We start from the raw sequence: 21,239 nt of genomic DNA on the forward strand, positions 1-21,239 counted from the left end.
TTTTCGTTAAGAGGATCCCTAAATGGGCAAGTTAGCCAACGGCTCGGCCGTTCAGTATTACTACGTCCAGGAAGTGGCCGGCGTTGTGCCCGCCACTCCGGCTTGGAAGCCGATTCGATTCGTCACCGCCGGCCTGACCCCGAACATCAACCAAATCGACACCGCGGAAATGAACCAGTCCCGGCAGCGTCCGCCGAGCCGCGGCGGTACTTACAGCGTTGCCGGTGATATCGCTGTCGAGTTGTCGTTCTCCAGCTTCGACGATCTGATTCAGGCCGCCATGCAAGGCACCTGGACGGCCAATGTCCTGAAGATCGGCAAGGTGGAGCGTTCGTTTGCGATCCTTGAGCGTCACACGGATATTGGCGTCGACTACTGCTATCACGGCTGCCGCGTCAGCAAGATGGCGATCAGCTCCCCACTGAATGCAAAGGTGGGCGTCACCTTCAGCATGATGGGCGCCAAGGCGGAGAAATACACCGTTCCAGTGGGCTCAACTTACGTCGCGGCCACAGCGACCGACACCATGGTCACCACCAACCTGGCACTGACCGAGGGTGGTGTTCCAGTGGCTTACGCGACCGAATGGAGCGTTGATCTGGATAACGGCATGGAAGCGGTGTTTGCGCTGGGTAGCCGCGAGGCCTACGACATCTCCAACGGTGTGGCGGTGGTTACCGGCTCGATGTCGGCCTACCTGGTCGATGCGGTGCTGTGGGACAAGGTGCTCGAAGAGACCTCCACCTCGCACGCGATCGAATTCACCGAGGGCGCAGACAGCTACACGCTGGAGTTGCCGAAGGTCCGTTACACCCAGGGCCAGAAGCAAACCAGCGGCCCCGGCGCAATCATCCCGCAATACACCGTGAGCGCCGGTTACGACGATGTGCTGGCCACCACCATGATGATCACGCGCACCGGCGTGTAATCCTATTTTTACTTCCAGGCCCGCCACTGAGCGGGCTTTCTTGTTTCTGGAGATCTACAGATGACCACCAAAACCAAAGCAGCCGAAACCGTCAAGCCATTCGCTCTGTCCGACTTCTTCACTCTGGGCGCACTGGAGAAGGGCAAGAATTTGCCACTGACCTTGCCGGACGGCACCGCCACGGAATATCACCTGGTGGTGCTGGGCGCAGATGCGCCGGCGGCGCGCAAGGCACTGCTGGAAGCGACCCGCATCCTGCGTGACAAGGGTAAGGAAGGCATGACGGCCGAAGAGGAGGACGCCATCGCTCAGCGTGCCAATCTGCATTACCGCACCGCGCTGGCTTTCGATTGGTCGCTGCCTGTCCCGTACTCGAAAGAAGCCGTTACCGAGCTGCTGCTCAACAACCCCGGCCTGGCAAATGATGTTGAGCGTCTGGCGAGCGACCGCGCCCGTTTTTTCGCTCCAGAGTTGACAGCCTCCTAAGCCACTGGGAAGGGGAGGCCAAGCTCAACAAACCGGTCAATGGATCGACTGCCACCACCCGCGAGCACCTAACGCGGGTCTGGGAGATGACCAAGCACAAGCCTCGGGAGCTGGACATTCCGGCCGTACCTGAGGGTATGGGCTATCTGGCCGGTTTGTACTGGGAGCTCAAGCGCACCAGTGATCCCCTGACTTGGCAGGAAATGGACGCTTGGACGCGGATGATGGATCGGCAGATCGAGCCGGAAGAGGCCCGGGTGCTGATGAAGATGGACCACATTCACTGTCGGGTTATGAGTGAAGGCGTGGGCTGAGCATTCACACGCTGGGTAGGCGGACGGGGGCCACGCTCCCTCTGCTTCTAGGCGATGACTCAGGAGTAATCAGTCTTTATGCTTTGGATGTGTCTACTATCTTTAACTGAAAAAGGTAGTGACACTCAGGGTTGTGCCGAATAGCATGCGGCCATCATCGTAAAGCTGAGCCAGCAACATGGATGTAGTACAAGAGTGGTTTGAGGAGCTTCCTGATCAGTGCCCGCCTGCCCAGGCGTCAAATCTTGAGAAGTTCGTCTGCTATCGCCTTTGCGAAGGCGCCCAGCCAGTGGAGGGGGATTTTCTATCCCACCGTACGCTATTTCCGAAGAAAGTGTTCCGTGTTCCTGAGTGTCAAGCGCGAGCTATATCTGTCTACAAAGAAGCGGAGGACTTGGATTCAGTACTGAAACTCCCTGCCCATAAACATAAGATCAAGGTGAAGATCACCTTGGGGCAGGATGACGGGGCAGTTATGAAGACTGGGCAAGGCAGTCACTATTCTTGGTGGCGATCAAAACGCTTCGATTTAGCGTGTGCGGCAGGGGGCAGGGAATGAAAGCCATACAGCTACTGCACGTTCTGCTGGACTACGACTATCCGCAGGTTTTCGTGGCGCGTGACGCTATCGGTGTTCGTTACGTTTGCATGGTGGCGGAGGAGGTTGAGCATGGCCCAGTATTTCTCTGCGTTCCTGTGTCTGATTACCGCTGTAGGGAGCTACTTACCGGGAAAATCGATCTTAGGCATGTTTATGAGAACCCTGAGCTTTCCGAGTTCTATCAAGCTTCGCCGGATGACTTGACCGAGCCATTTGGCATAGAGCTGACGCGGTTCAATGTGGCTCCACAAGACTGGCTGCCAGATCCGGGCTTGGTTTTTCAGTACGACGACGAGGTCCTGATCAAGGCGCAAGAGCTGAACGCTACGGTTGCTTTTGCATCTCTGGCAGTTCCAGAGGCGTCCCACGAGGCAAGGATCCGCACACGCAAACTTTCCGAGTTTTTGGCTATTTATCAAGGCGTACTTCGCAATCTGGCGAGGGTTGCTGCTAAGTCGAATGGTAAAGCGATACCCAAGGGGGATGAACCCTACGAGTCAGACGTTTTTGGATTTTGCCCTGGCTCTTTCACAGTCCAGGTGCGTAGTGCAGAGTCCTGCGACATGCTAGGGGAGAATAAAGCGCTAATCAGCGCCTTTACCAAGCTCAACGAGTTCTTGGCGTTAGCCGACAAGCCAGATGAGGCAGTCAGATTTTTGCTGGGCATTAAGGGGCATGCTGCCTCGTCACTGATAAGCCTACTGAATTTCATCGCTGAAAACGATTGCCCGTTCGCCAACACATGGTCTACCCCTGGTATGCGGAGCTCAAGTAAAAGCAAGATCCGTGTAGCCAGTGCTCAAAATGTCATCCAGCGCTGCCGACATCGCGAAGATCTAGGTGTGGAGGACATAGCGTTGACCGGTATTGTTGACTCAGCAAAAGTATCAACAAGCACTTGGAGGATCGATGTTGACGGTGTGGCTTATAGCGGCGGCATCAAAGACGGGTCGAATCTCAACTTGGCGGGAATAACGGTCGGAAACAGATACACATTTCATTGCCAAGAGAAAATCGAGATCGTGCACGGGACTGGGCGCGAGGTGAAAATAATTAGCCTAGTTCGGTTTGAGCCCGCTTGAGTTAATAAACGCCCTTCTACCAGGAACCTAGAGCCCAGCCCCGCGCTGGGCTTTTTGCATCTGGTGGCGATAACTTTGGCTCACCGGACCTTATATGACCATTGCATCGAATAACCATTTGACATCCCCGAGGTCTTGCTCGTTGGATTGCTCTATGTGACCAAGGATGTTTAGAAAGTTTTCCCGGTCGACCTTAGTTACGGAGCGATGCATTGGGACGCACCAGTGATTCACCACTCCGGAAGGAAATGTTGTTTTCTTTAGCGCGATTTTAACCTTTGTGCGCAGCACCCTTTTTTGGGAAGTGCTCAGTCTTTCATTGTCAGCAAAGGTTCTCAGCAACTCAGCTTTGTCGATGTTCGATTGAAGAGGCATTCAGCGCTCCTTGCGTTGTGGTGGGGAGAAGGTGCAAAAGCCCAGGCTGGTGCTGGGCTTTGGGGGCTAGGTCGGGGTTACTTTTTCGATCTTGGCGGATGGGTATTCTCTGCAACTCTAGTTGCGAGATGAACATCGCTGTCAATTCCGAGCGGCATTGATTGTTTCCTTTGAGGAGGCCTTTCTTCTGGAGGCATGGCCGCCCTGGCAGCAGCGTGGCGAAGGTACTTCGCCGTAGCCTCTTCATGCAGCAATTCGACCTGATCCATGTGACTCAAGTTAGACATCGATTTAAGGTCAGAAATCTTATCAAGGGTTTCTTGATACATCCTAGCCAAGACCTGCATAGCCGCATCGTGCTCGGATAGAGGCTGCGCGACGGTGTCTCTCGCGAAGCTCTCCTCAAGGCGAGCGACGATTTCTGCGTTGAGGCTACGTTTTGCCTGCCCTGCAGAGGCTTCGAGCTGATCCCTAAGCTCTGCGGTCATGCGAAGCGAGTAGGGCGGTAATACATGCCGGTCTGTCATTGGTTTCCACGGTGCAATGATATTAAACAGAGATTCTGTTCGTGCATTCAAAAAGATTCAAGAATCCACTTGACGTCAAAATCTAGTGACGTCAATATGAATCCACAACGCAAAGGAGGAGCACCATGAAAGGCGCACACCAGATCTCGGCGTATAGCCTACGGATCGCGGATGAACTGAAAAAAAAGGCAATGCAGGAGGCTGGCATCAACCGTCGCAGCCTCAATGCCGAGCTTGGCCTGCTAATTGAGGAGGGGCTGAAATGGCGGGAAATGCAGAACAAGCAGGCGGCAGCCTGAAAACGAAGAAGCCCCAGTGCGGGAACACTGAGGCTTCGGGAAACGAGATCAACTTCGGAGAAGAAATCGTCATGAGCAATAATAGCACAGCTGCATCCAGTGTCATCCCGTTCAACTTCGGTAAGCAGCAGGTCCGCACGCTGCTAATCAGCGATCAGCCTTGGTTCGTTGCTGGCGACGTCTCGCTGGCTCTTGAGTACCGCGATTCTTTCAATATGTGTCGCAACCTGGATGACGATGAAAAGGGTACTCAGATTGTGAGTACCCCTGGCGGCGAGCAGGAAATGTTAGTCATCAATGAGTCCGGTCTTTACTCGGCGATTCTCCGCAGCCGTAAGGCTGAAGCCAAGCGCTTCAAAAAGTGGATCACCGCTGAAGTTCTTCCAGCAATCCGTAAGCATGGTCGCTACGAAGACCAGGGCAAGATGGCCGCGCTTATGGATCAGCTGAGCCTGAGTCAGTTCAATACCATCAAGGGAGTGATTCGCGACAAGATCAAGGCTGCACCTGCAGAGAAACGGCAAGGCTTGCAGCTGGTCATGCATAACCGCTTGCACACCCGGTTCAACGTGCCGCGTACCGAGTTGATCCCGGCCAGTCAGTTCGACTCGGCTTGCAACTTCATCGCTGCATATTCGATCGAGGGTGAATATCTGGGGAAAGAGACTGCTGCGCCAATGCTTCCGCTCAATATCCACTTTCCAGTCGATTGCCTGACTGATCGTCGTGAAGGGATGCGAAAACCTCGTGATGAAAAGCATGACTATCTGGGCGTCGTACTTTCCGATCTAGCGGAGAATTTCACCTCGCCTTGCGAGAAAATTCTTTCTGAGCTTTCGCGTGCCGGCTACAGCGTCGAGGGCGCATGGTGGGAGTTTCGCACCTATCGGAATAAAACAGAGCAACTGCTTGGCATGATCCGCGGACTGCAAGAAGTAGCAGTCGCCCCCCAGTCCTACGTGATTGGCCGAAGGGTGTCCGCATGAGCAATGTCATCCCGTTCGATTACGAAGGCCATCCTGTTCAGCTCAGTGCTGATGGCTGGCTGAACGCCACGGCAATCTCCAAGAGGTTTGGGAAGCGCCCAAGCCACTGGCTTGATCTGCCGACCACTGCCGAATACCTCGAAGCTTTGGCCAAAAGATTAAGTGTCGGAAAATCCGACACATTGATTCGCAGGAAGATGGGTCGCAATGGCGGGGTTTGGCTGCACCCAAAACTGGCAGTAGCTTTCGCTCGGTGGCTATCTGCTGACTTCTCTGTGTGGTGCGACTTGCAGATCGACGCACTTCTGCATGGCGACGTGGATGCTCGAAAGCGTTTTGATTCTGCATGCCTGGCATTGGAGCGCGGGCAACAGCTTGCGAGCCTGAGTGGAAAAGGGCTTTCCAGTTGGCGCTGGTCCAAGCCCGGACTGGAGCACAATGTTGATTACTGGCGTGAACAGCTCCAACTGACACTCGCGCTCGACGCCGCGTAAGAAACACTCATCCAAATCAACCTCGCCCCGGCGGGGTTTTGGTCGTTCCCCTTGGGTTGCGGTAGAGTGCCGCTGTCTTAAGGGAGGATGTGAAATGGAATACCTGATTGTTTGGCTCGCAATTGCCGGGGCTTGTGCATATTTCGCAAGTCAAAAGGGGAGAAGCGCTTTGGGGTGGTTTGTGATCGGCTTCCTCCTTTCGTTTATCGCCCTGATTATTCTATGGGTGCTCCCATCTGTTGGATTTGATGACGCCAAGAGCCAAGAAATTGCTCGCAAGTTTGGCGTGTCCTCGCTATACAGAAAATGCCCTGAATGCGCAGAACTCGTTCAGCGAGAGGCAGTTAAATGCAAGCATTGCCAGGCAGCTCTGCCAGCGATAAGCGCCTGACTACATAGAACAAATAGAACCCGCCTCGGCGGGTTTTTTATTACCCGTAAACCGGCCAAGCGCCGGTTTTTTTACGCCTGGAGAAAGGCATGACTGAGACAGCGCGCCTTGTTATCGCCGTTGACAGCACACAGGCAAAGTCGGCAACCGCTGAGCTGAGCAATCTTGAGCGTTCATCAAAAAATACAGAGTCTGCGGTGTTGCGGCTCGCCTCTAGCGGCGGACTGGCAGTAACTCAGCTCAGCAAGGTCCAAGAAGTAGGGCGAAGCGCCGCCAATAGCGTCTCAGGTTTGGGTGAAGCGCTGAAGGCGACTGCGGGCTTACTTGGAGCAGCATTCAGCGTAAGGGAAGTGGCAGCTGCTGCTGATGAGTACGCTAACCTGACCAACCGACTGCGATTGGTGACTGAAGGGGCGGTACAGCTAGCTGCTGCTCAGGAAGCCGTGTTCAGCTCCGCTCAAGCGTCGCGTCAATCTCTGGAAACAACGGCGTCCGTTTATCAGCGTGTAGCCCAAAACGGCAAGCAGCTAGGCCTGAGCTTTGCCGACGTAGCAAGCATTACCGAAACCATTGCTAAGTCTGTTGCCCTCAGTGGCGCAAGTGCTCAGGCGGCAGAGGCGGCGCTGACGCAATTTGGCCAAGCGCTCGCATCAGGTGCGCTACGTGGCGATGAACTGAACTCCATCATGGAGCAGACGCCAGCTCTCGCTCAAACCATTGCTCGCGGACTTGGAGTATCTGTCGGCCAGTTACGTGCCATGGGTGCCGAAGGGGAGCTCACTTCAGAGAAGCTCATCAAGGCACTGACCGGTCAAAAAGCAGCGGTGGATGAGCTTGCTACGACAATGCAAGTGACTGGTAGCCAAGCGCTAACGGCGTTTGGCAACTCGCTTACTCAAGCCATTGGAAAGCTGGATGAGGCCGCAGGGGCTAGCAACAAGTTTGCGGGCGCCATTCTTTCAATGTCGCTAGCCTTGGACGGATTCAGCTCCGGTGAGTTCTCAGACTTCTTTCGCGACAACAAGCAGACGGTAGCAGGGCTCAATAGCGAAATCGGCACCACGCTTTCGCGTATGCGTGATCTGAACACTGCTCGTGCCAAGCTGAACCCAAACGACGCCGGCGATACTGTTCTCTTCAACTTCAAGTTCTACAATCGCGACGAGCTAGACCGTGAGATCGCAGGGCTCAGTAAACGGGCTGATGAAGCCCGCTCCACCATTGAAAAGATGAAGAAGGATGCCGCGGGGGTCAGCGGGCAATCCCCGAAAGGCGAGGCTGCTGGGGCTAGCGCTGTAAACGAGGCGTACGAAAAACAGCTTAAAAGCCTTCAAAAGATGGCCGCCCTTCAGGGCGATAACACTGAAGTGGCCAAGACTCGCTATGCAATCGAGCATGGCGAACTCGGCAAGCTGCTTCCGGCGCAGGAAGAATTACTGCTCAAGTACGCTAGAGAGAAGGATGCCAAGGCAGCCTCCGAGGCAGTAGTAAAAAAATACGGATCGGCAGCAGAGAAGGCGGCCAATCAAGAGAAGAAAGCTCTCGACTCCCTACTCGCGCAATCCGCCATATCGACAAACTCCACCAACGCCATGGCCGACGCCTACCTGGCCGGCGCCGACAACGTCCGCGAGCTGACGATCCAGCAGAAAGTCGAAGAGGAGCTGCTCAAGACTGGCGCCGGCGCGCGTGACGCTGTAACCGCGGCAGTCAATCGTGAGGCCGACGCCAAAGACCGGTTGGACATTTCGCAGTCCATCGCAAACATGCGTGCGGAAACCACGCAGACCTTGGCCCAGGCCACGGCAACGCTTCAAGGGGCGGACGCTCTCGAAACCTTCAATATCCAGAAATCGATGTCTATCGCGCTTTCGGGCAAGAAGATCGAGTACGGCAGCAAGGAATATGAGCAGCTTCTTGAACAGACCAAAGCTCAGCTGGCAGCTAACAAGGCGCTGGAGCAGGCCAACTCAATCGAAGGGATCGTTGACCGGCTGAATCCACAGGTAAAGCTGCTGCGCGAGTACACGAAGGAGCAGGAGGCACTCAACGCCGCTATAGCCTCAGGCAGCGGGGATACGGCGTTATACCAAGAAACTCTGGCGAAGCTTGCCCTCGAATATGAACAAAACAGAAACGCCGCTACTGCTTGGGGTCAATTCACTGAAGGCGCAGTGGACCGGGTAGATGATGCATTCGCTGATGCCTGGAAAAACATCGATGAAGACTTCGATGGCTTTGCAGCAAGCCTGAAGGATGGCTTCAAGCAGTTGCTGGCCGAGCTGGCGCACATGGCAATCACCAAGCCGATCGTTATGCAGATCGGCGCTTCGCTGGGTGTGGGCGGCCTGTCAGCGCAATCATCTGGGCTTTTCGGCGGTTCTGGCGGTGGCGGGCTGAATTTAGAAAGCGCTTGGAATTCTGTCAGCGGTGCTTATAGCGTAGCGACCTCCGGGTTTGGTAGTGCCGTGGGTGCGGGCTGGGCTGGCGGCGAAGGGTTGATTGGCGGGCTTCAAGGTGCCTTCACAAATGGCGCAAGCTACGTCAGCAGCGCCATCTCTGGTGCATTTGCCAGCGGTGCAACGACTGCCGCTAGCGAAATTACCGCCGCTGGGCTGTCTGGTGCGGTGGGCCAGGGCGCCGGATCTATTGCTGTGGGAATCGGTGCCGACGCGGGCGCTGGCGCAGCTAGTTACTCGGGCGCTGCGGCATCGGCGGCCGCCGGCCTTAGTGCTACCAGCGCCATCACTTTCGGTATCGGCGGAGCGATTGCCGGCTACCTGAAGGCAGGCGTCAAAGGTGCGGTTGCCGGCGCGGGTGGTGCGGTCGCCGGCGCGTATGCCGGTGCAGCTATCGGCTCGGCTGTTCCTGTGATCGGTAACGTCATCGGTGCGGCCGTTGGTGCGGTGCTTGGTGGAATGTTCGGGTCTTCGCTGTTCGGCGGCGACTGGGTCACCAAAGACCAAGGTATCCAACTGGGTGTCACCGGCGGCGAGCTGGATGCATCTTCGTTCGAGTACCAGAAGAAAAAGGGCGGCCTGTTCAGCAGCAACAAGAAACGCACTCGTCTCAGCGCGCTCGATCCGGAGATGCAGTCGGCGCTGGATACCACCTACGCGAACACCTTGGGAACCGTCCTCGGGCTCTTCGACAGCCTCAACGTCGAGCTCAGCGACAGCGTGCTGGATGGCCTTAACATGGCCGACACGAAGATCAGCACCAAGGACAAAACAGCCGAGCAGGTTCAGGAGGAGGTTACAGCCTGGTTTGGCGAACTCGGAAATGCTGCCATTTCGGCGGTATCTGATGCCACAAACTCGGGGCTGGCTGGCTATTCGCTGGATCAACTCGGCACATTTGTCGGCAACCTGTTCAGCATCAACGACACATTCAAGTTACTCAACGTCAACGCGCTGCCTGTATCGGTATGGGGCGGGAAACTCGCCGAGCAGTTCGTTGCGATGTCGGGTGGCATGGAGGCGTTTAACACCAACGCCAAAAGCTATTACAGCAATTTCTTCACCGAGACAGAGAAGGCCGATGATGTATTGAAATCGGTCACTGATCAGTTCGCGGCGCTCGGTGTGACCTTGCCGGCATCCCGTGCAGGGTTCAGGGCATTGGTTGAGGGGATCGATAGTACGACCGATGCCGGTCGTGCGATGTACATCAATCTCATCGGCCTCAATGAAAATGCCGCCTCCGCATACACCATCCTCGAACAGCGTGCGTCTGCCGCTGAGCAAGCAGCGCTTGATTTGGCCCAAGCCCTGACCGATTCATTGGTGGGCGCAGCGAGCAGTGCCCATAGCGCTGTTCAGCGCGCCATCGCAGCACAGCAAAAGGCGACGACCGAGGCCTACAACGCTCGGATCACTTCGCTCAACGACATGGCCAGCACCGCGAAGGAGAGCGTCAGCGGACTGACTTCTGTCGGTAACGACCTGGGCGCGGCACTCAAGGCTTTGCGCGGCGACTCGGATGATGCCGTGAAGATGCTGCGAACTCAGGCGCAGGCCACGCTGCAAAGTGCGCTGGCAACAGCACGCGCGGGCGGCTCGCTGTCGGGTTTCACCGGCTTGAGCGATGCACTGGATACCGTCGGGAACAACAACACCGATCTGTATAGCTCGATGGAGGACTTTGCCCGGGATCAGGGGCGGACGGCCAACGTGGTAGCGGAGTTGAATGGCCTCAACGGCAAGCAGCTCACCACTGCCGAGAAGTCGCTGAAAGGGCTTGAGGATCAGATCAAACAAGCCAAAGACAGCTACGACCTGCAGATGGCGCAGTTCGACCAGCAGCTTGAGTTCGCTCAGGCGCAGATGGATGCCCTTAACGGCATCGACAACTCGATTGTAAGTGTCGCGGATGCCGTGAAAGCAATGAATGCCGCAGTTGTTGCGGCGCTCGGAAGCATCAAGTCAGCAACCCCAACCAACGCCGGGACGCTGATTGACTCGGTTTATCAGGATCTGCTCGGGCACAACGCCGATGCACCAGGCAAAACATACTGGCAGGGCCAGGTCAGCAACGGCTCTCTCGGCTATGACCAGCTCGCTGGGGCTATCAAAAACGCAGCCGCTGAAAACGCCATCAAAGACGCCTATCAATCCGTGCTCGGCAAAACTGCAGACGCAGCTGGTGCCAAGTACTGGGCCGATCAGGTCGCTTCGGGGGCGCTGACTGTTGGCCAGCTGGAACAGGCCATCAAGAACGCGGCGGTGGCCAATGGCTCTATCGCCGGCCACGCCATGGGAGGGCTGATCTCCGGCCCTGGCACCGGAACAAGCGACAGCATTTTCGCCCGGCTCTCGAATGGCGAATACGTCATGAAAGCGTCCGCGGTGAGCATGTTCGGTACCGGCCTGCTCGATCAGATGAATGCCGGGCAGTTGCCGGCGTTCGCCATGGGCGGCGGGGTTGGTGAGATAGCGCCTCAGCTGGAAGTAATGGCGCCAAGCCGGATCTACAGCGGTAATCAGGCGGCATTGACGAGCAGTAGCAGCACCACCGCTCAGCTCGCGCAAAAGGTCGACACGCTGATTGACGTGGTTAAACAGATCATGGGGCCGATGAAAGTTGACCTTAACAAGAATAGAAAAATCTTCGAGAAGTTCGATAAAGAAGGCTTGCCACCTACCCGAGCAACTACAGCGAGTGCCACCTGATGCAGTTTATCCGACCGATTGTGGTAACTCCTGCCAAGTTGATCAGCTCCAACGTGCCGGAAACGGATAATCCAGCCTGGTCGCCCACCGCGACATATGCCATCGGCAATAAGGTGACTCTCGACCGTCGCAACTACGAAGCGCTGGCAGCCATTGCTGCCGGCGTCAAGCCGGGCGCGGAGATCGTCGACAAGGACCATCCGGCGAAGTGGCTGGATGTCGGCGCAATCAACCGATGGAAGATGTTCGACGAGATTGTGGGTACAGCCACTGCAAATCCCGAGTCTGTATCGGTCACGATCAAGCCCGGGTCGGCCGTGAACTCACTGGCGCTGTTCAATGTTCAGGGTCAGTCCGCAACCATTACCATGACTGATCCCGTCGACGGCCTTATCTACTCCCGCACGGTGCGGCTGATCGAGCCTGTCGGCAGTTGGTATGACTACTTTTTTGCCGATGTCGACTCGAGGACGAGCTTTGTCATTCTCGACATGCCCACGTACGGCTCTGCAATCATTACGGTAACGGTTACCAGCGGATCGATTGCCTCAATTGGCGCCTTAGTCATAGGCAAGCTTGCTCCCGTCGGCGTTACGACCTACGGCGCGAAAGTTGGACTGGATGACTACAGCCGAAAAGAGCGAGATAAGTTCGGCAACCTGGTGGTCGTTGAGGGCGCTTTTTCAGATACCGGTGACTTCCCGGTAATCGTCGATACCGATCAAGTTTCCAAAGTCCGAAAAATGCTTATTGACGTCCGCGCTAAGCCAGTTGTTTGGATCGGCGAAGAGACCTACGAAGCAACCATCATTTATGGGTTTTTCAAATCACTCGACATGATCTATTCAGGTCCGAGCGTATCTGATTGCCAGCTATCAATTGAGGGTCTTATCTAATGGCTTTACCACCTCTCACGCCACTTCCTCCAGCGCCTCAACGTGCGGATGGTCAGGACGCTTTTAATGAGAAGTCGGACCCGTTCATCGCTGCGATGCCGCCCATGGTGACCGAGGCTAACGCGTTTATTGCAGCTCTCAATGCCTATGCCCCAGCCATCGACGGAGCCTCGGCCGCTGGCACCCAGGCGCAAATAGCTGCACAGACGGCGGTTGCTGCCGCGGCGCTCGCGGGGGCGTCCGCCGGTCTTGGACCGCTGGGCAATCCAGGTGATTTTTTGGTGGTCAACCCGGCACGCACCGGCTTGACGTTCGGCTCAACCGATCAAGTCGGCGACATCAAGGTTTCCGCGAAGCAACCGGGCAACTTGTGGGTCCCGGCCAACGGCAGTATTCGTGCGCAATCATCCATGCCCACGCTGTTTGCCGCGCTGGGTTTGCTTTCTCCAAACGTTGCGCAAACTTGGGCGAGCGTAACGCCATCGCCCGCTATTTCCGGGACGGTCGTTGACGTATCCAGCAACCAGAACACGGGCGTGGTCATTGCTCTGCTTGCCGGCACTACCGGTGCAGCGATGAAATCGACGGATTACGGTGCCACTTGGACATCCTTCACAATCGGCGTGTTGTCCGGCCTTACCGCGACCTGTATCACCTGTGACGGAGCTGGCAACTGGTACGCGGGTAGCTCTAACTCAGTGATTCGATCCATCGATGATGGCGTAACCTGGATTGTTGCTGGCGGCCCTAGCGGGTCAATTAGCCGAGTTTCCGCTTCTCCGGACGGCGCGGTTGTCGCTACGCCTAGTGCTACCAGTACCGCCGTATGGCTTTCCCCAGCCGGGTTTTATGGTTCCGGTTTTTCAGCAGTAACAACGGGCGCGACCGCTGTGCATGCCGCTGTCGCCAACGACGGCAAGGGCACATGGATCATCGCTGCTGGGACCCAAATGCGCCGCTCAATGGACAACGGTAATAGCTGGGGACTTGTTTTTACTGCTGGCGCTGCACCGACTGCAATAGCAACTGATAAGCAAGGGATTTGGATGATTTCCGGTGCGACGGCATCGGGCGGGACTTATAAGTCTCCGGATAACGGATTGACATGGAACCTGATCACCATGGCTACGTCGGCTGTGACGGATATCGCCTGCTGGGCCGGGATGTTCGTGTTCGTTCGGTCCGTCTCACCTCAGATCGGTTACCTGCCTGCCGCTGCTGATGCTGTCACGGTTGTTTTCCCGGCGTCAGGCGTTCTGGCCGGCGCGAGCCGGGTCACCAGTTCTGGCAAAGGGATTTTCAACGCCGTCAGTTCCGTCAATACATCTGCCCTGCGCTCGGTCCCAACCTATGGATATGACGCGAACTCCCTGTTCAAACTGCCAGACTTCCCTGTGCCAGCTGGTCTTCAGGGCTATATCAAGGCAGGCAGTGTGTATCAAGGGTCGGGTGCTTCATTTGCGAGGGTCAATAGCAACTCCATCGGTGCGTCGATTTTGGAAATGGCGACCGACGATAACGGCGTGATTGTTGGTGTCTCTGCGTCCACTATTCGAAGAAGTACTGATGGCGGTAAAAGCTGGGCAGCTGTCAGCAATCCCAGTGGGGCAATCCTGTTTACATTGGTGACGAACAAAAAAGGGTTGTGGTTGGCCGTTGGGTCAGGGGTCGCGATCCGATCAACCGATAACGGCGCCACCTTCGCTGTGATTACGTCTGCAAATACGGGTTTCGGCTCTGCCAATTACAACCGCATCGCAATCGGCGTTAACGACGTCATGATTGCAACCGCCACCGGCAGCAGTGTTTTGCCTAAGAAATCTGTTGATGGCGGCGTCACATGGGCAAGCATCTCCTCGCTGGCAAGTGCCAGCTATATGGTGGCAACTGATGCCGCCAGTAACTGGCTCATTTCGTCAGGCAGTACTTCCTACAGAAGCTCGGACAATGGAACGACATGGGGCAGCGGAGTTTCTACAGGGCTTGGCGGTGGCAGTCCGGCCTACTTGGTCCTGCAGAAGAACGGCGTCGTTGTACTTACCAACACCGTCGCTGCATTTAGAGCTCGGTCAGCGGACTTTGGTGCCAGTTATTCCACGCTCGCAAGCTCTCCCGGCGGCAAGGTGGTTGCAGGTCCCAACAACTACATCATGACTAAAAATCTCAGCAGCGGAATCTGGTCCTACAGCACTGACGGCGGCCTTAATTTCACTCAAGTCGGTGGCGAAACCAATATGCTCGATTCAGTTGCCTGGGCGCCGAACATTGGTTTCTTCGCCGCATCCACCACAAACAATTACTTCATGCTGGCCATGCCAGATACTTATTTTTGAGGCGCTGGATGAAAACAGTTTATTTGTGGAACGAAAGCGACTTTTACTTTACCTCGCGCGAAGTAGACGAGAATGGCGAGCTTCCTAACCGTTGTACTTTTACCGTACCGCCAGAACTTGAGGGTGAACAGGTCGCCCGCTGGACTGGTAGCAGGTGGGAGGTGTTGGCCGAGGCGCCTGCCGCCCCCGACATCGAGCTTGATGTCCGGCGCGCCGACCTGACGGCGGACAACAACGCCCAATATGACACCGCCATTTCCCTGATGACTTGCGACTACCCGGCCGCCGAGATCACCACTTGGGAGCGTCAACGTGCCGAGGCAGTGGCTTGGGGTGCTGACTCTACCGCCCCGACGCCATGGATCGACATCGCCGCCACGGCGCGCGGCCTGGATCGCGACGAATACCTGGCCCGAACCTTGGCAAAGGTCAATGCCTTCGCGATGGCTTCGGCCTACCTGACTGGTCGGCGTCAGGGTATCGACGACCAGATCCGCGCCGCGACGACCGCTGAGGAATTGGCCGCCGTCGTGATCGATTACACCCTGCCGGGAGCGTGATATGACCGTACAGCTTGCATTGCGAAAGAATGACACCCGTATCGGTGCCCGGTTTATCCAGTGGTGGACCAGCTCAATCTATAGCCACTGCGAATTGGTGATGGGTGGCGTCTGCTGTTCTAGCTCGATCATGGACAAAGGAGTTCGGGTCAAGGTGATCGATCTGGAGCCAGATAAGTGGGACGTGATCGATCTGCCCTGGGCGGATTCCGTGGCAGTCTTGGATTACTACGCCAAGACCAAAAGCAACACCTACGGCTGGTTTTCCCTGATCGGCAGCCAGCTATTCAACCGCAACCAGACCGACAGCGACTCGCAGTTCTGCTCCGAGTGGTGTGCGTCGGCCCTGGGCATGCCCAACCCCTCGACCTACAGCCCGAGGACGCTGGCGGATGCCTGCCGGTACATGGGGCGGTTTGGGGCCGTGCCCGCCTGAAGAGTCCGCGACGCAATCGGCCGCCTTGAGCGGTTTTTTTGTGCCTGGAAATTGAGAGGACGAAGCCCCGGAGGTTGGCCCGCCGGGGCTTCTATTTCCTCCTGTATCCCTTCATACGCGGAGAACGTGGCGCAATGCTACCATCGGGGAACAGGCCGGCCAATCGCGGTTGTGGGCGTTGACGACTACAAAATTCAGCATTCCTTTGCGCACTAAGCGGAAAATCCCATCACTTTGGCACCTGCTGAAGCAAGGCTAGGACTTCCAGTTATTGGCGTCATGATGTCAAAATGACATTTTTCGACAATACCCCACAAGGAAGGCGCCATGACCGAAGTAGAATCGCAAAAACTCGCAACCGTGATGTACGTCGCTGCTTTCGGCCGGGCGCCTGATAAGGATGGGTTGGCCTACTGGTCGGGTCAGCTGACAAATGGACTGTCGTTTGATGGTTTGGTATCCAGCTTCCTTAACAGCAATGAAGGGAAGTCACTCTACGGTGACGATGTCTCGGATGCCGCTTTCTTTACTAACTTTTACAGCACGGTTCTTAACCGCAGCCCAGATTCCGCAGGCGCCGCCTACTGGCAGGATCGTTTTTCGGATTTGGGCAACCGAAAAGACCTGATCAAGGAAATGATCTTTTCAATCCAGGATGGGAAGGGCGAAGCTCATCAACTGCTTCAAAACAAGGTCGACGCCGGCTTAAGTTTTGCGAAGTCCTTGTCTGGCAATGATTTGACCTATGCGAAGTCCTTGTTGTCATTTGTCACCAGCGATACCAGTTCAGTGGCGACAGCCAACTTGATCAACAATTATTGGGATTATCCTCCGTCGCCAGTTACACCACCTGTTTCAAAGAATCTGGATCTAATGGGTAAAAATCTCGAGGCTGATTTTGGCTTTGCGTCTTCATCCATTGAGCATAAAGCGTTTGCAGTCGGCAATGGGGTGGAACTGACAGGCTTCGGCGTAATGAATATTGATGTATATGCTGGCGGGTTTGTATTAACGTCTGATGGGTTTGACGTGATTTATGGGGATGGGGTTCAAGTGACATTCACTGATGTAAATAATGAGCTGGCAGCATTTAAGGGTGTAATTATTAACTCTTCCACATTTACCGATCACGCTCCATATAAGACATTAGGCAAAACCAATATTACAGTAAGTGATGATGTTGTTACGATTGACTTGTCCGGCGTTTATTTGAGCCAAGGTGAATCAATTGACTTCAGTATTACTGGTTAGTTTTAGTTTTTAGGAACGGCCCGCCAAGTGCGGGCTTTTTTTCGCCTGGAGAAAAGTATGACTGCAACTGAGAATGACCGCGACATCCTTGCCCGGACCCTCTGGGGTGAAGCCCGAGGCGAAAGTCTGGCCGGCAAGATCGCCGTCGCCTGGACGATTCGAAACCGCGTGAATGACAGCAATGCCAAGTCGTGGTGGGGCGAGGGCTATGCCGGCGTCTGCCAGAAGCCGTACCAGTTCAGCTGCTGGAACCGGACCGATCCTAATTATCCGTCCCTGAGTGGCGCCCGGGAGATCCCGTTCCGGGAACTGGCCCAGTGCCGGGTAGTGGCTGACCAGGTGATCGACGGCAAGGTGCCCGACCCAACCGGTGGTGCCACCCACTACTACGCGACCACCATGCCCAAGCCGCCGATTTGGGTGAAGGGCGCCAAACAGACGCTGAAGCTCGGCCGGCACATTTTCTTCAAGGATGTGCCATGAGCCTTGCGGCGTTGAAGTGGGCGGTGCCCGGCGTACTGGCTCTATTGCTGCTGGCGGCGGGCGCCACTTGGAAGGCGCAGGACTGGCGCTACGGCAAGCAGCTCGCAGAGCAATCTGGCCTGTACCAGACTGACTTGACCACCATCAGCAATGCGGCAGCTGCCCACGCGCGAACGGCACTGGAGAAGCAGCTGACCGCCGAAAAGGCCCGAGACGATATTGATGTCAAAGCCACCAAGGAGAAAGCGCATGACCTCGCTGAAAATGAAAGGCTGCGCCGTGCTGCTGATGACTCTGCTCGTCGGCTGCGCATCGCGGGAAGTTGTCATGCCGATAGCGGCTACGTGCCCGATCCCGCCCGCGCCCCCGGCGTGGACGATGGCGGAGCCATCGAGCTCTCTGCAACTGCTGGACGAACTGTTTTCGATATCCGCGCCGGAATCATTGTCGACCAAACAGCCTTGAGGGCGCTTCAGGCGTATGTGCGCGACGTGTGCTCGGTGCAGTTACGGGGATACCCATAACGAAGACGCATCGCCACGGCGTAGCATGCGTTTTTTAGGGCTGGATCTCAGTGTACAACTATAGTTTTTATACCTTCCCCTCAATCGATGGTTTCGCCATGCGCAAGATCCAGAGAATGCCCCTTGAGAACCTCGATAACCTCCTCAAAATATTAGCTTTAGTGGGAGCGGTGGGGAGCTTTGGTGTCGGACTTTGGCAGTGGACAGTAAAGGAGGATAAGGATCGTCAACAGAGGAAAGACGAATATACAAAATCGGAAGAGAATCGTCGGCTCGAAGCAACTAAACCTTTTCTTGAGAGGCAACTCAAGCTCTACACTGAGGTGTCTCAAGTCGCAGCGAAGATAGCGACTCAGGAGTCAGCTGAAACTTCGGGGGAAATTCAATCGCGATTTTGGGCGTTGTATTGGGGGGAGCTTGCTCTTGTCGAAAACGAAAGCGTCGAAGCTGCAATGAAAAAAATGGGCGACGCGATCAAAGATAAGTGCCCTAAGCATTATCTTGAGCAAAAATCGCTCGAACTGGCTCACGCTATGCGCGCCTCACTAGATAGGTCTTGGGGGATCAATGCATGGGCCAGCCCAGATACCGCCTCGTCGAGGGACCTAGATAAACGGGTTTTTCACGAACCACCTGGTGCCTCACAAACTGGCCCCTCAAAAAGCGTAGGAATTCTAACTGGAGTTCTTGAAAGCAAATTTGGAAAATACCAAGTCATTAAGTGCGAGTTGCCCGCATTTGAATTTCTAAAAGATGATCCATCACCATCACCGACCTCAGCACCAACACCAACACCAACACCAATATTAACTCCGGCGACCAAGGACTGATTCCGCTGGCGGCGTGCCAGGTTTACGTGCGGGAGATTGCAGGTGATGGCCTAGGGCTATTCTTGTCGGTTGTGACAGGTTGGCCCATGATCAGCAGCCACATATTGAAAGACTTCCGTAATGGACAAACAACTGGCGGGCCTTTCAATCCTGATGACGATCATCTGGGCTTCAGTCGTTTTGACCGTCATGTATTGGTTTTCACGTTAGAGGATCGCGGCCTTGGAAGACGTTGTACTTGGCGGCAAGATGAAGCGGGAAGCTGAGCGCTTGCTGGCTCAAATCGGCCGTGCTGACTCGATGATCGTGGCGGTGAAGGCGGGCGCCCGGGCCGAAGGCTTTGTGCTTGGAATGGAGACGGCCGGAGCGTTAAGGGCGGGTGACGCGGAGCGGTTGTACATCATTTTTGAAACGGCGTTGGAGGAGCGGCTCAAGTCATTGGCACCGTCCTAAAACAGCTCATCGCTCTCGGGCGTCGCTTCGATCGGCTGTATCAGGTAATGACCCTGGTTCCGCACATTGCCGATGGCCCGGTCTACCTTGAACCACTTGAAAACCTCAGTCGGCTCACCCTGAAGCAACACCATCTGCTCGGCGCGCTCCTTGGGCGTGGCCGGATCCAACCATTCTCTGGCCAATTCCGGTGACAATGCCACCGGCCGCCGGTCATGGATGTCCACCATCCCGCCGGCGCTATCGGCGGTGATGATTACAAAACCATCATGTTCGCTCGGTTCATGCTCGGCATTTGGGTATTGGCCGATCGCTGCACAGAGGATTGGCGACTGGTCCCTGTGTCGAATCAGGTAGGGCTGCTTCTTTGGTCCGCCTTCGTCTACCCATTCGAACCAGTTGTTGATCGCGATGATCGCCCGGTGCGGCCAGATCGCGCGGAAAAAGGGACCGTGCGCGACTTTCTCGACCCTGGCATTGATGGGGGCGGCGCGATCTTTGGCCCAGTGCGGTCGCCAGCCCCAGCGCACCATGTCGGCGTGCAGATAGCTACCTTCCTGATGGAACAGGGCCAACTGTGTCGACGGAGCAGCGTTGTAGCGATCGAACGCTTGATCGCCAGTGGAGTTCACCAGGGTGTCGGGCATGCTCAGCGCCGCCACGAAGTCATGGATGCCGCTGTATTGGGAAAGCCGTCCGCACATGATGATTTCCTCACAGCTGCTTCAGCTCAACGGGGCGGTAGGGATTTGATCTCTCAGCATTTTGACTCGGGCCGTCAGTTCGCTGATGGCCTTGTCTTTAGCCATCAGCTGCCAATTACTTTTGGTCTCGATGTCGACGACTGCTCGCTTTGCGTCTGATAGCTCAGCTTTCACCTTAGCCAATTCGCTGCGTAGCGTGTCACGTTCGTTGGAAACATCGGCGTGTAGGTTGACCAGGTTGAAGGTGTTTTCCCTGGCTCTACGTAGCTGCAAGGTCAGTTCCTGAACCTCGTTCTCGAACATGCGCAGAAAATGGCGGCAGGTCTCCAGCTCAGTGGGGCAACCCATCCAGTCGCTGGTGTCTTCAATTTCGTCCGGGGCCACGGTCACACCTTGATAATACTGTTTGGATATACAGTAATCGATTAGGGCCGTCTGGGCTAGGGTCGAGCGACGAGCTGGTGGCTGATTCAAAAGCCATCAGGAAATATGAGCTACGGTATCTATCAGCATGGTGCGCTTTCGCGAATTCCGCGAGCGCCGTCTACCAAGGCATTAGAAAACAGCCTGAATTTTCCTTGCCGCGGGTGATCACTGCTTAATGCTTAAGGAGAAAATCTGGTGAAGCAAGCGGGAATTTTTGTGGTCGAGTACAGGCTTCACGGGGATCGGAAGTCATTCGTGATACGAAGTATGGAAATGAACAATGCACAGGCATGGCAATGGGCAAGCTGTGATGCTGGAATCGCTCCCATTCCGAAATCTGGACAGCCTCACTTGAAGCATTTCAGCAAGCCTTTAGCTGAGCGGTACGGCATCACCGAAGTACAATGGCGAGAGTCTGCTTCACTTGCTTGGGAGGAGGTCCAGGGGGAATGACGAATCCTATCTTCAGCATCGACGATGGGCATTTTTGGGACGAGCAAATAGCGAAAAATACTCAGCTGTTCAGTGAGGCGGACAGGCTTGATGAGAAAGCCTACAAAATCATTGAACTCGGCATAGATGAACCGAACGTGTGGACACGCTTCATGGAAGCAAAAGCCAGCGCTGATGCGAAGCGTAGTGAAGCCTACAGTGACTGGATGCGGATCAAGCGAGAGATGATCAGCTAA

Annotated in this window: 25 protein-coding genes; 21 read left to right on the forward strand and 4 right to left on the reverse strand. The window is 55.6% G+C overall.

What is annotated here, in order from left to right:
- The first annotated feature begins 22 nt into the window (after positions 1-22).
- The 5 genes from F8N66_RS16375 (at position 23) to F8N66_RS16395 (ending at position 3,411) form a co-directional block, all read left to right on the forward strand.
- Positions 23-928 carry a phage tail tube protein gene (locus F8N66_RS16375; protein WP_150771168.1) on the forward strand — a complete coding sequence of 302 codons (906 nt, stop codon included), beginning with the start codon at positions 23-25 and terminating at the stop codon, positions 926-928.
- 60 nt (positions 929-988) lie between these two features.
- A complete protein-coding gene (locus tag F8N66_RS16380) occupies positions 989-1,414 on the forward strand; it encodes a hypothetical protein (protein WP_150771169.1) in 426 nt (141 codons plus the stop codon).
- 86 nt (positions 1,415-1,500) lie between these two features.
- A complete protein-coding gene (locus F8N66_RS16385) occupies positions 1,501-1,728 on the forward strand; it encodes a hypothetical protein (RefSeq protein ID WP_150771170.1) in 228 nt (75 codons plus the stop codon).
- A gap of 178 nt (positions 1,729-1,906) precedes the next feature.
- The gene (locus tag F8N66_RS16390) at positions 1,907-2,287 is read left to right on the forward strand and encodes a hypothetical protein (protein WP_150771171.1); all 381 of its coding nucleotides are present in this window, start codon (positions 1,907-1,909) and stop codon (positions 2,285-2,287) included.
- Complete coding sequence (locus F8N66_RS16395) at positions 2,284-3,411, forward strand: DUF6575 domain-containing protein (protein WP_150771172.1); 1,128 nt, start codon at positions 2,284-2,286, stop codon at positions 3,409-3,411. The genes F8N66_RS16390 and F8N66_RS16395 overlap by 4 nt, the downstream gene beginning before the upstream one ends.
- A 90-nt stretch (positions 3,412-3,501) precedes the next feature.
- On the opposite strand, the gene F8N66_RS16400 is transcribed toward F8N66_RS16395, so the two are convergent.
- A complete protein-coding gene (locus F8N66_RS16400; protein ID WP_150771173.1) occupies positions 3,502-3,786 on the reverse strand; it encodes a hypothetical protein in 285 nt (94 codons plus the stop codon).
- 77 nt (positions 3,787-3,863) lie between these two features.
- Positions 3,864-4,364, reverse strand: coding sequence for an Arc family DNA-binding protein (locus F8N66_RS16405; protein ID WP_224790488.1), 501 nt, complete (start codon positions 4,362-4,364; stop codon positions 3,864-3,866).
- A gap of 74 nt (positions 4,365-4,438) precedes the next feature.
- On the opposite strand from F8N66_RS16405, the gene F8N66_RS31500 reads away from it, so the two are divergent.
- The 14 genes from F8N66_RS31500 to F8N66_RS16470 all read left to right on the forward strand — a co-directional run bounded on the left by F8N66_RS31500 (position 4,439) and on the right by F8N66_RS16470 (position 19,420).
- A complete protein-coding gene (locus F8N66_RS31500; RefSeq protein ID WP_191623007.1) occupies positions 4,439-4,612 on the forward strand; it encodes a hypothetical protein in 174 nt (57 codons plus the stop codon).
- Entirely contained in the window at positions 4,576-5,598 is a 1,023-nt protein-coding gene (locus tag F8N66_RS16410; RefSeq protein ID WP_224790489.1) for a Bro-N domain-containing protein, read from the forward strand. Before F8N66_RS31500 ends, F8N66_RS16410 begins: the two co-directional genes overlap by 37 nt.
- A complete protein-coding gene (locus F8N66_RS16415; RefSeq protein ID WP_150771174.1) occupies positions 5,595-6,092 on the forward strand; it encodes a KilA-N domain-containing protein in 498 nt (165 codons plus the stop codon). The genes F8N66_RS16410 and F8N66_RS16415 overlap by 4 nt, the downstream gene beginning before the upstream one ends.
- Before the next feature lie 94 nt (positions 6,093-6,186).
- Positions 6,187-6,483, forward strand: coding sequence for a hypothetical protein (locus F8N66_RS16420; RefSeq protein ID WP_150771175.1), 297 nt, complete (start codon positions 6,187-6,189; stop codon positions 6,481-6,483).
- An 89-nt stretch (positions 6,484-6,572) separates the two neighbouring features.
- The gene (locus F8N66_RS16425) at positions 6,573-11,654 is read left to right on the forward strand and encodes a tape measure protein (RefSeq protein WP_150771176.1); all 5,082 of its coding nucleotides are present in this window, start codon (positions 6,573-6,575) and stop codon (positions 11,652-11,654) included.
- Complete coding sequence (locus tag F8N66_RS16430; RefSeq protein ID WP_150771177.1) at positions 11,654-12,550, forward strand: hypothetical protein; 897 nt, start codon at positions 11,654-11,656, stop codon at positions 12,548-12,550. Before F8N66_RS16425 ends, F8N66_RS16430 begins: the two co-directional genes overlap by 1 nt.
- Positions 12,550-14,883: a hypothetical protein gene (locus F8N66_RS16435; protein ID WP_150771178.1), complete on the forward strand. Its 2,334-nt coding sequence runs from the start codon at positions 12,550-12,552 to the stop codon at positions 14,881-14,883. Before F8N66_RS16430 ends, F8N66_RS16435 begins: the two co-directional genes overlap by 1 nt.
- Positions 14,884-14,891: 8 nt before the next feature.
- Entirely contained in the window at positions 14,892-15,443 is a 552-nt protein-coding gene (locus tag F8N66_RS16440; RefSeq protein WP_150771179.1) for a hypothetical protein, read from the forward strand.
- 1 nt (position 15,444) lies between these two features.
- The gene (locus tag F8N66_RS16445) at positions 15,445-15,879 is read left to right on the forward strand and encodes a hypothetical protein (RefSeq protein WP_150771180.1); all 435 of its coding nucleotides are present in this window, start codon (positions 15,445-15,447) and stop codon (positions 15,877-15,879) included.
- Between the two features lie 327 nt (positions 15,880-16,206).
- Entirely contained in the window at positions 16,207-17,130 is a 924-nt protein-coding gene (locus tag F8N66_RS16450; RefSeq protein WP_150771181.1) for a DUF4214 domain-containing protein, read from the forward strand.
- A gap of 57 nt (positions 17,131-17,187) precedes the next feature.
- The gene (locus F8N66_RS16455; RefSeq protein WP_150771182.1) at positions 17,188-17,613 is read left to right on the forward strand and encodes a cell wall hydrolase; all 426 of its coding nucleotides are present in this window, start codon (positions 17,188-17,190) and stop codon (positions 17,611-17,613) included.
- Entirely contained in the window at positions 17,610-18,137 is a 528-nt protein-coding gene (locus F8N66_RS16460; RefSeq protein ID WP_150771183.1) for a lysis system i-spanin subunit Rz, read from the forward strand. Before F8N66_RS16455 ends, F8N66_RS16460 begins: the two co-directional genes overlap by 4 nt.
- Before the next feature lie 98 nt (positions 18,138-18,235).
- Positions 18,236-18,967: a hypothetical protein gene (locus tag F8N66_RS16465; protein WP_150771184.1), complete on the forward strand. Its 732-nt coding sequence runs from the start codon at positions 18,236-18,238 to the stop codon at positions 18,965-18,967.
- A gap of 222 nt (positions 18,968-19,189) precedes the next feature.
- A complete protein-coding gene (locus tag F8N66_RS16470) occupies positions 19,190-19,420 on the forward strand; it encodes a hypothetical protein (RefSeq protein ID WP_150771185.1) in 231 nt (76 codons plus the stop codon).
- Here F8N66_RS16470 and F8N66_RS16475 read toward each other — a convergent pair.
- Together F8N66_RS16475 and F8N66_RS16480 are read right to left on the reverse strand one after the other, a co-directional pair.
- Positions 19,417-20,124, reverse strand: a complete 708-nt coding sequence (locus F8N66_RS16475) for an SOS response-associated peptidase family protein (RefSeq protein ID WP_150771186.1) — start codon at positions 20,122-20,124, stop codon at positions 19,417-19,419. The genes F8N66_RS16470 and F8N66_RS16475 overlap by 4 nt on opposite strands.
- A 21-nt stretch (positions 20,125-20,145) precedes the next feature.
- Complete coding sequence (locus F8N66_RS16480; RefSeq protein WP_224790490.1) at positions 20,146-20,508, reverse strand: hypothetical protein; 363 nt, start codon at positions 20,506-20,508, stop codon at positions 20,146-20,148.
- Positions 20,509-20,745: 237 nt separating this feature from the next.
- Between F8N66_RS16480 and F8N66_RS31805 the strand changes: the two genes are divergently transcribed.
- Positions 20,746-21,003 carry a DUF6555 family protein gene (locus F8N66_RS31805; protein ID WP_150771188.1) on the forward strand — a complete coding sequence of 86 codons (258 nt, stop codon included), beginning with the start codon at positions 20,746-20,748 and terminating at the stop codon, positions 21,001-21,003.
- Positions 21,000-21,239 (forward strand): hypothetical protein, encoded by a 240-nt coding sequence (locus F8N66_RS16490; protein WP_150771189.1) that lies wholly within the window; start codon positions 21,000-21,002, stop codon positions 21,237-21,239. The genes F8N66_RS31805 and F8N66_RS16490 overlap by 4 nt, the downstream gene beginning before the upstream one ends.

The sequence above is a fragment of the Pseudomonas fluorescens genome (assembly GCF_902498195.1).
Lineage (GTDB): Bacteria > Pseudomonadota > Gammaproteobacteria > Pseudomonadales > Pseudomonadaceae > Aquipseudomonas > Aquipseudomonas fluorescens_BU.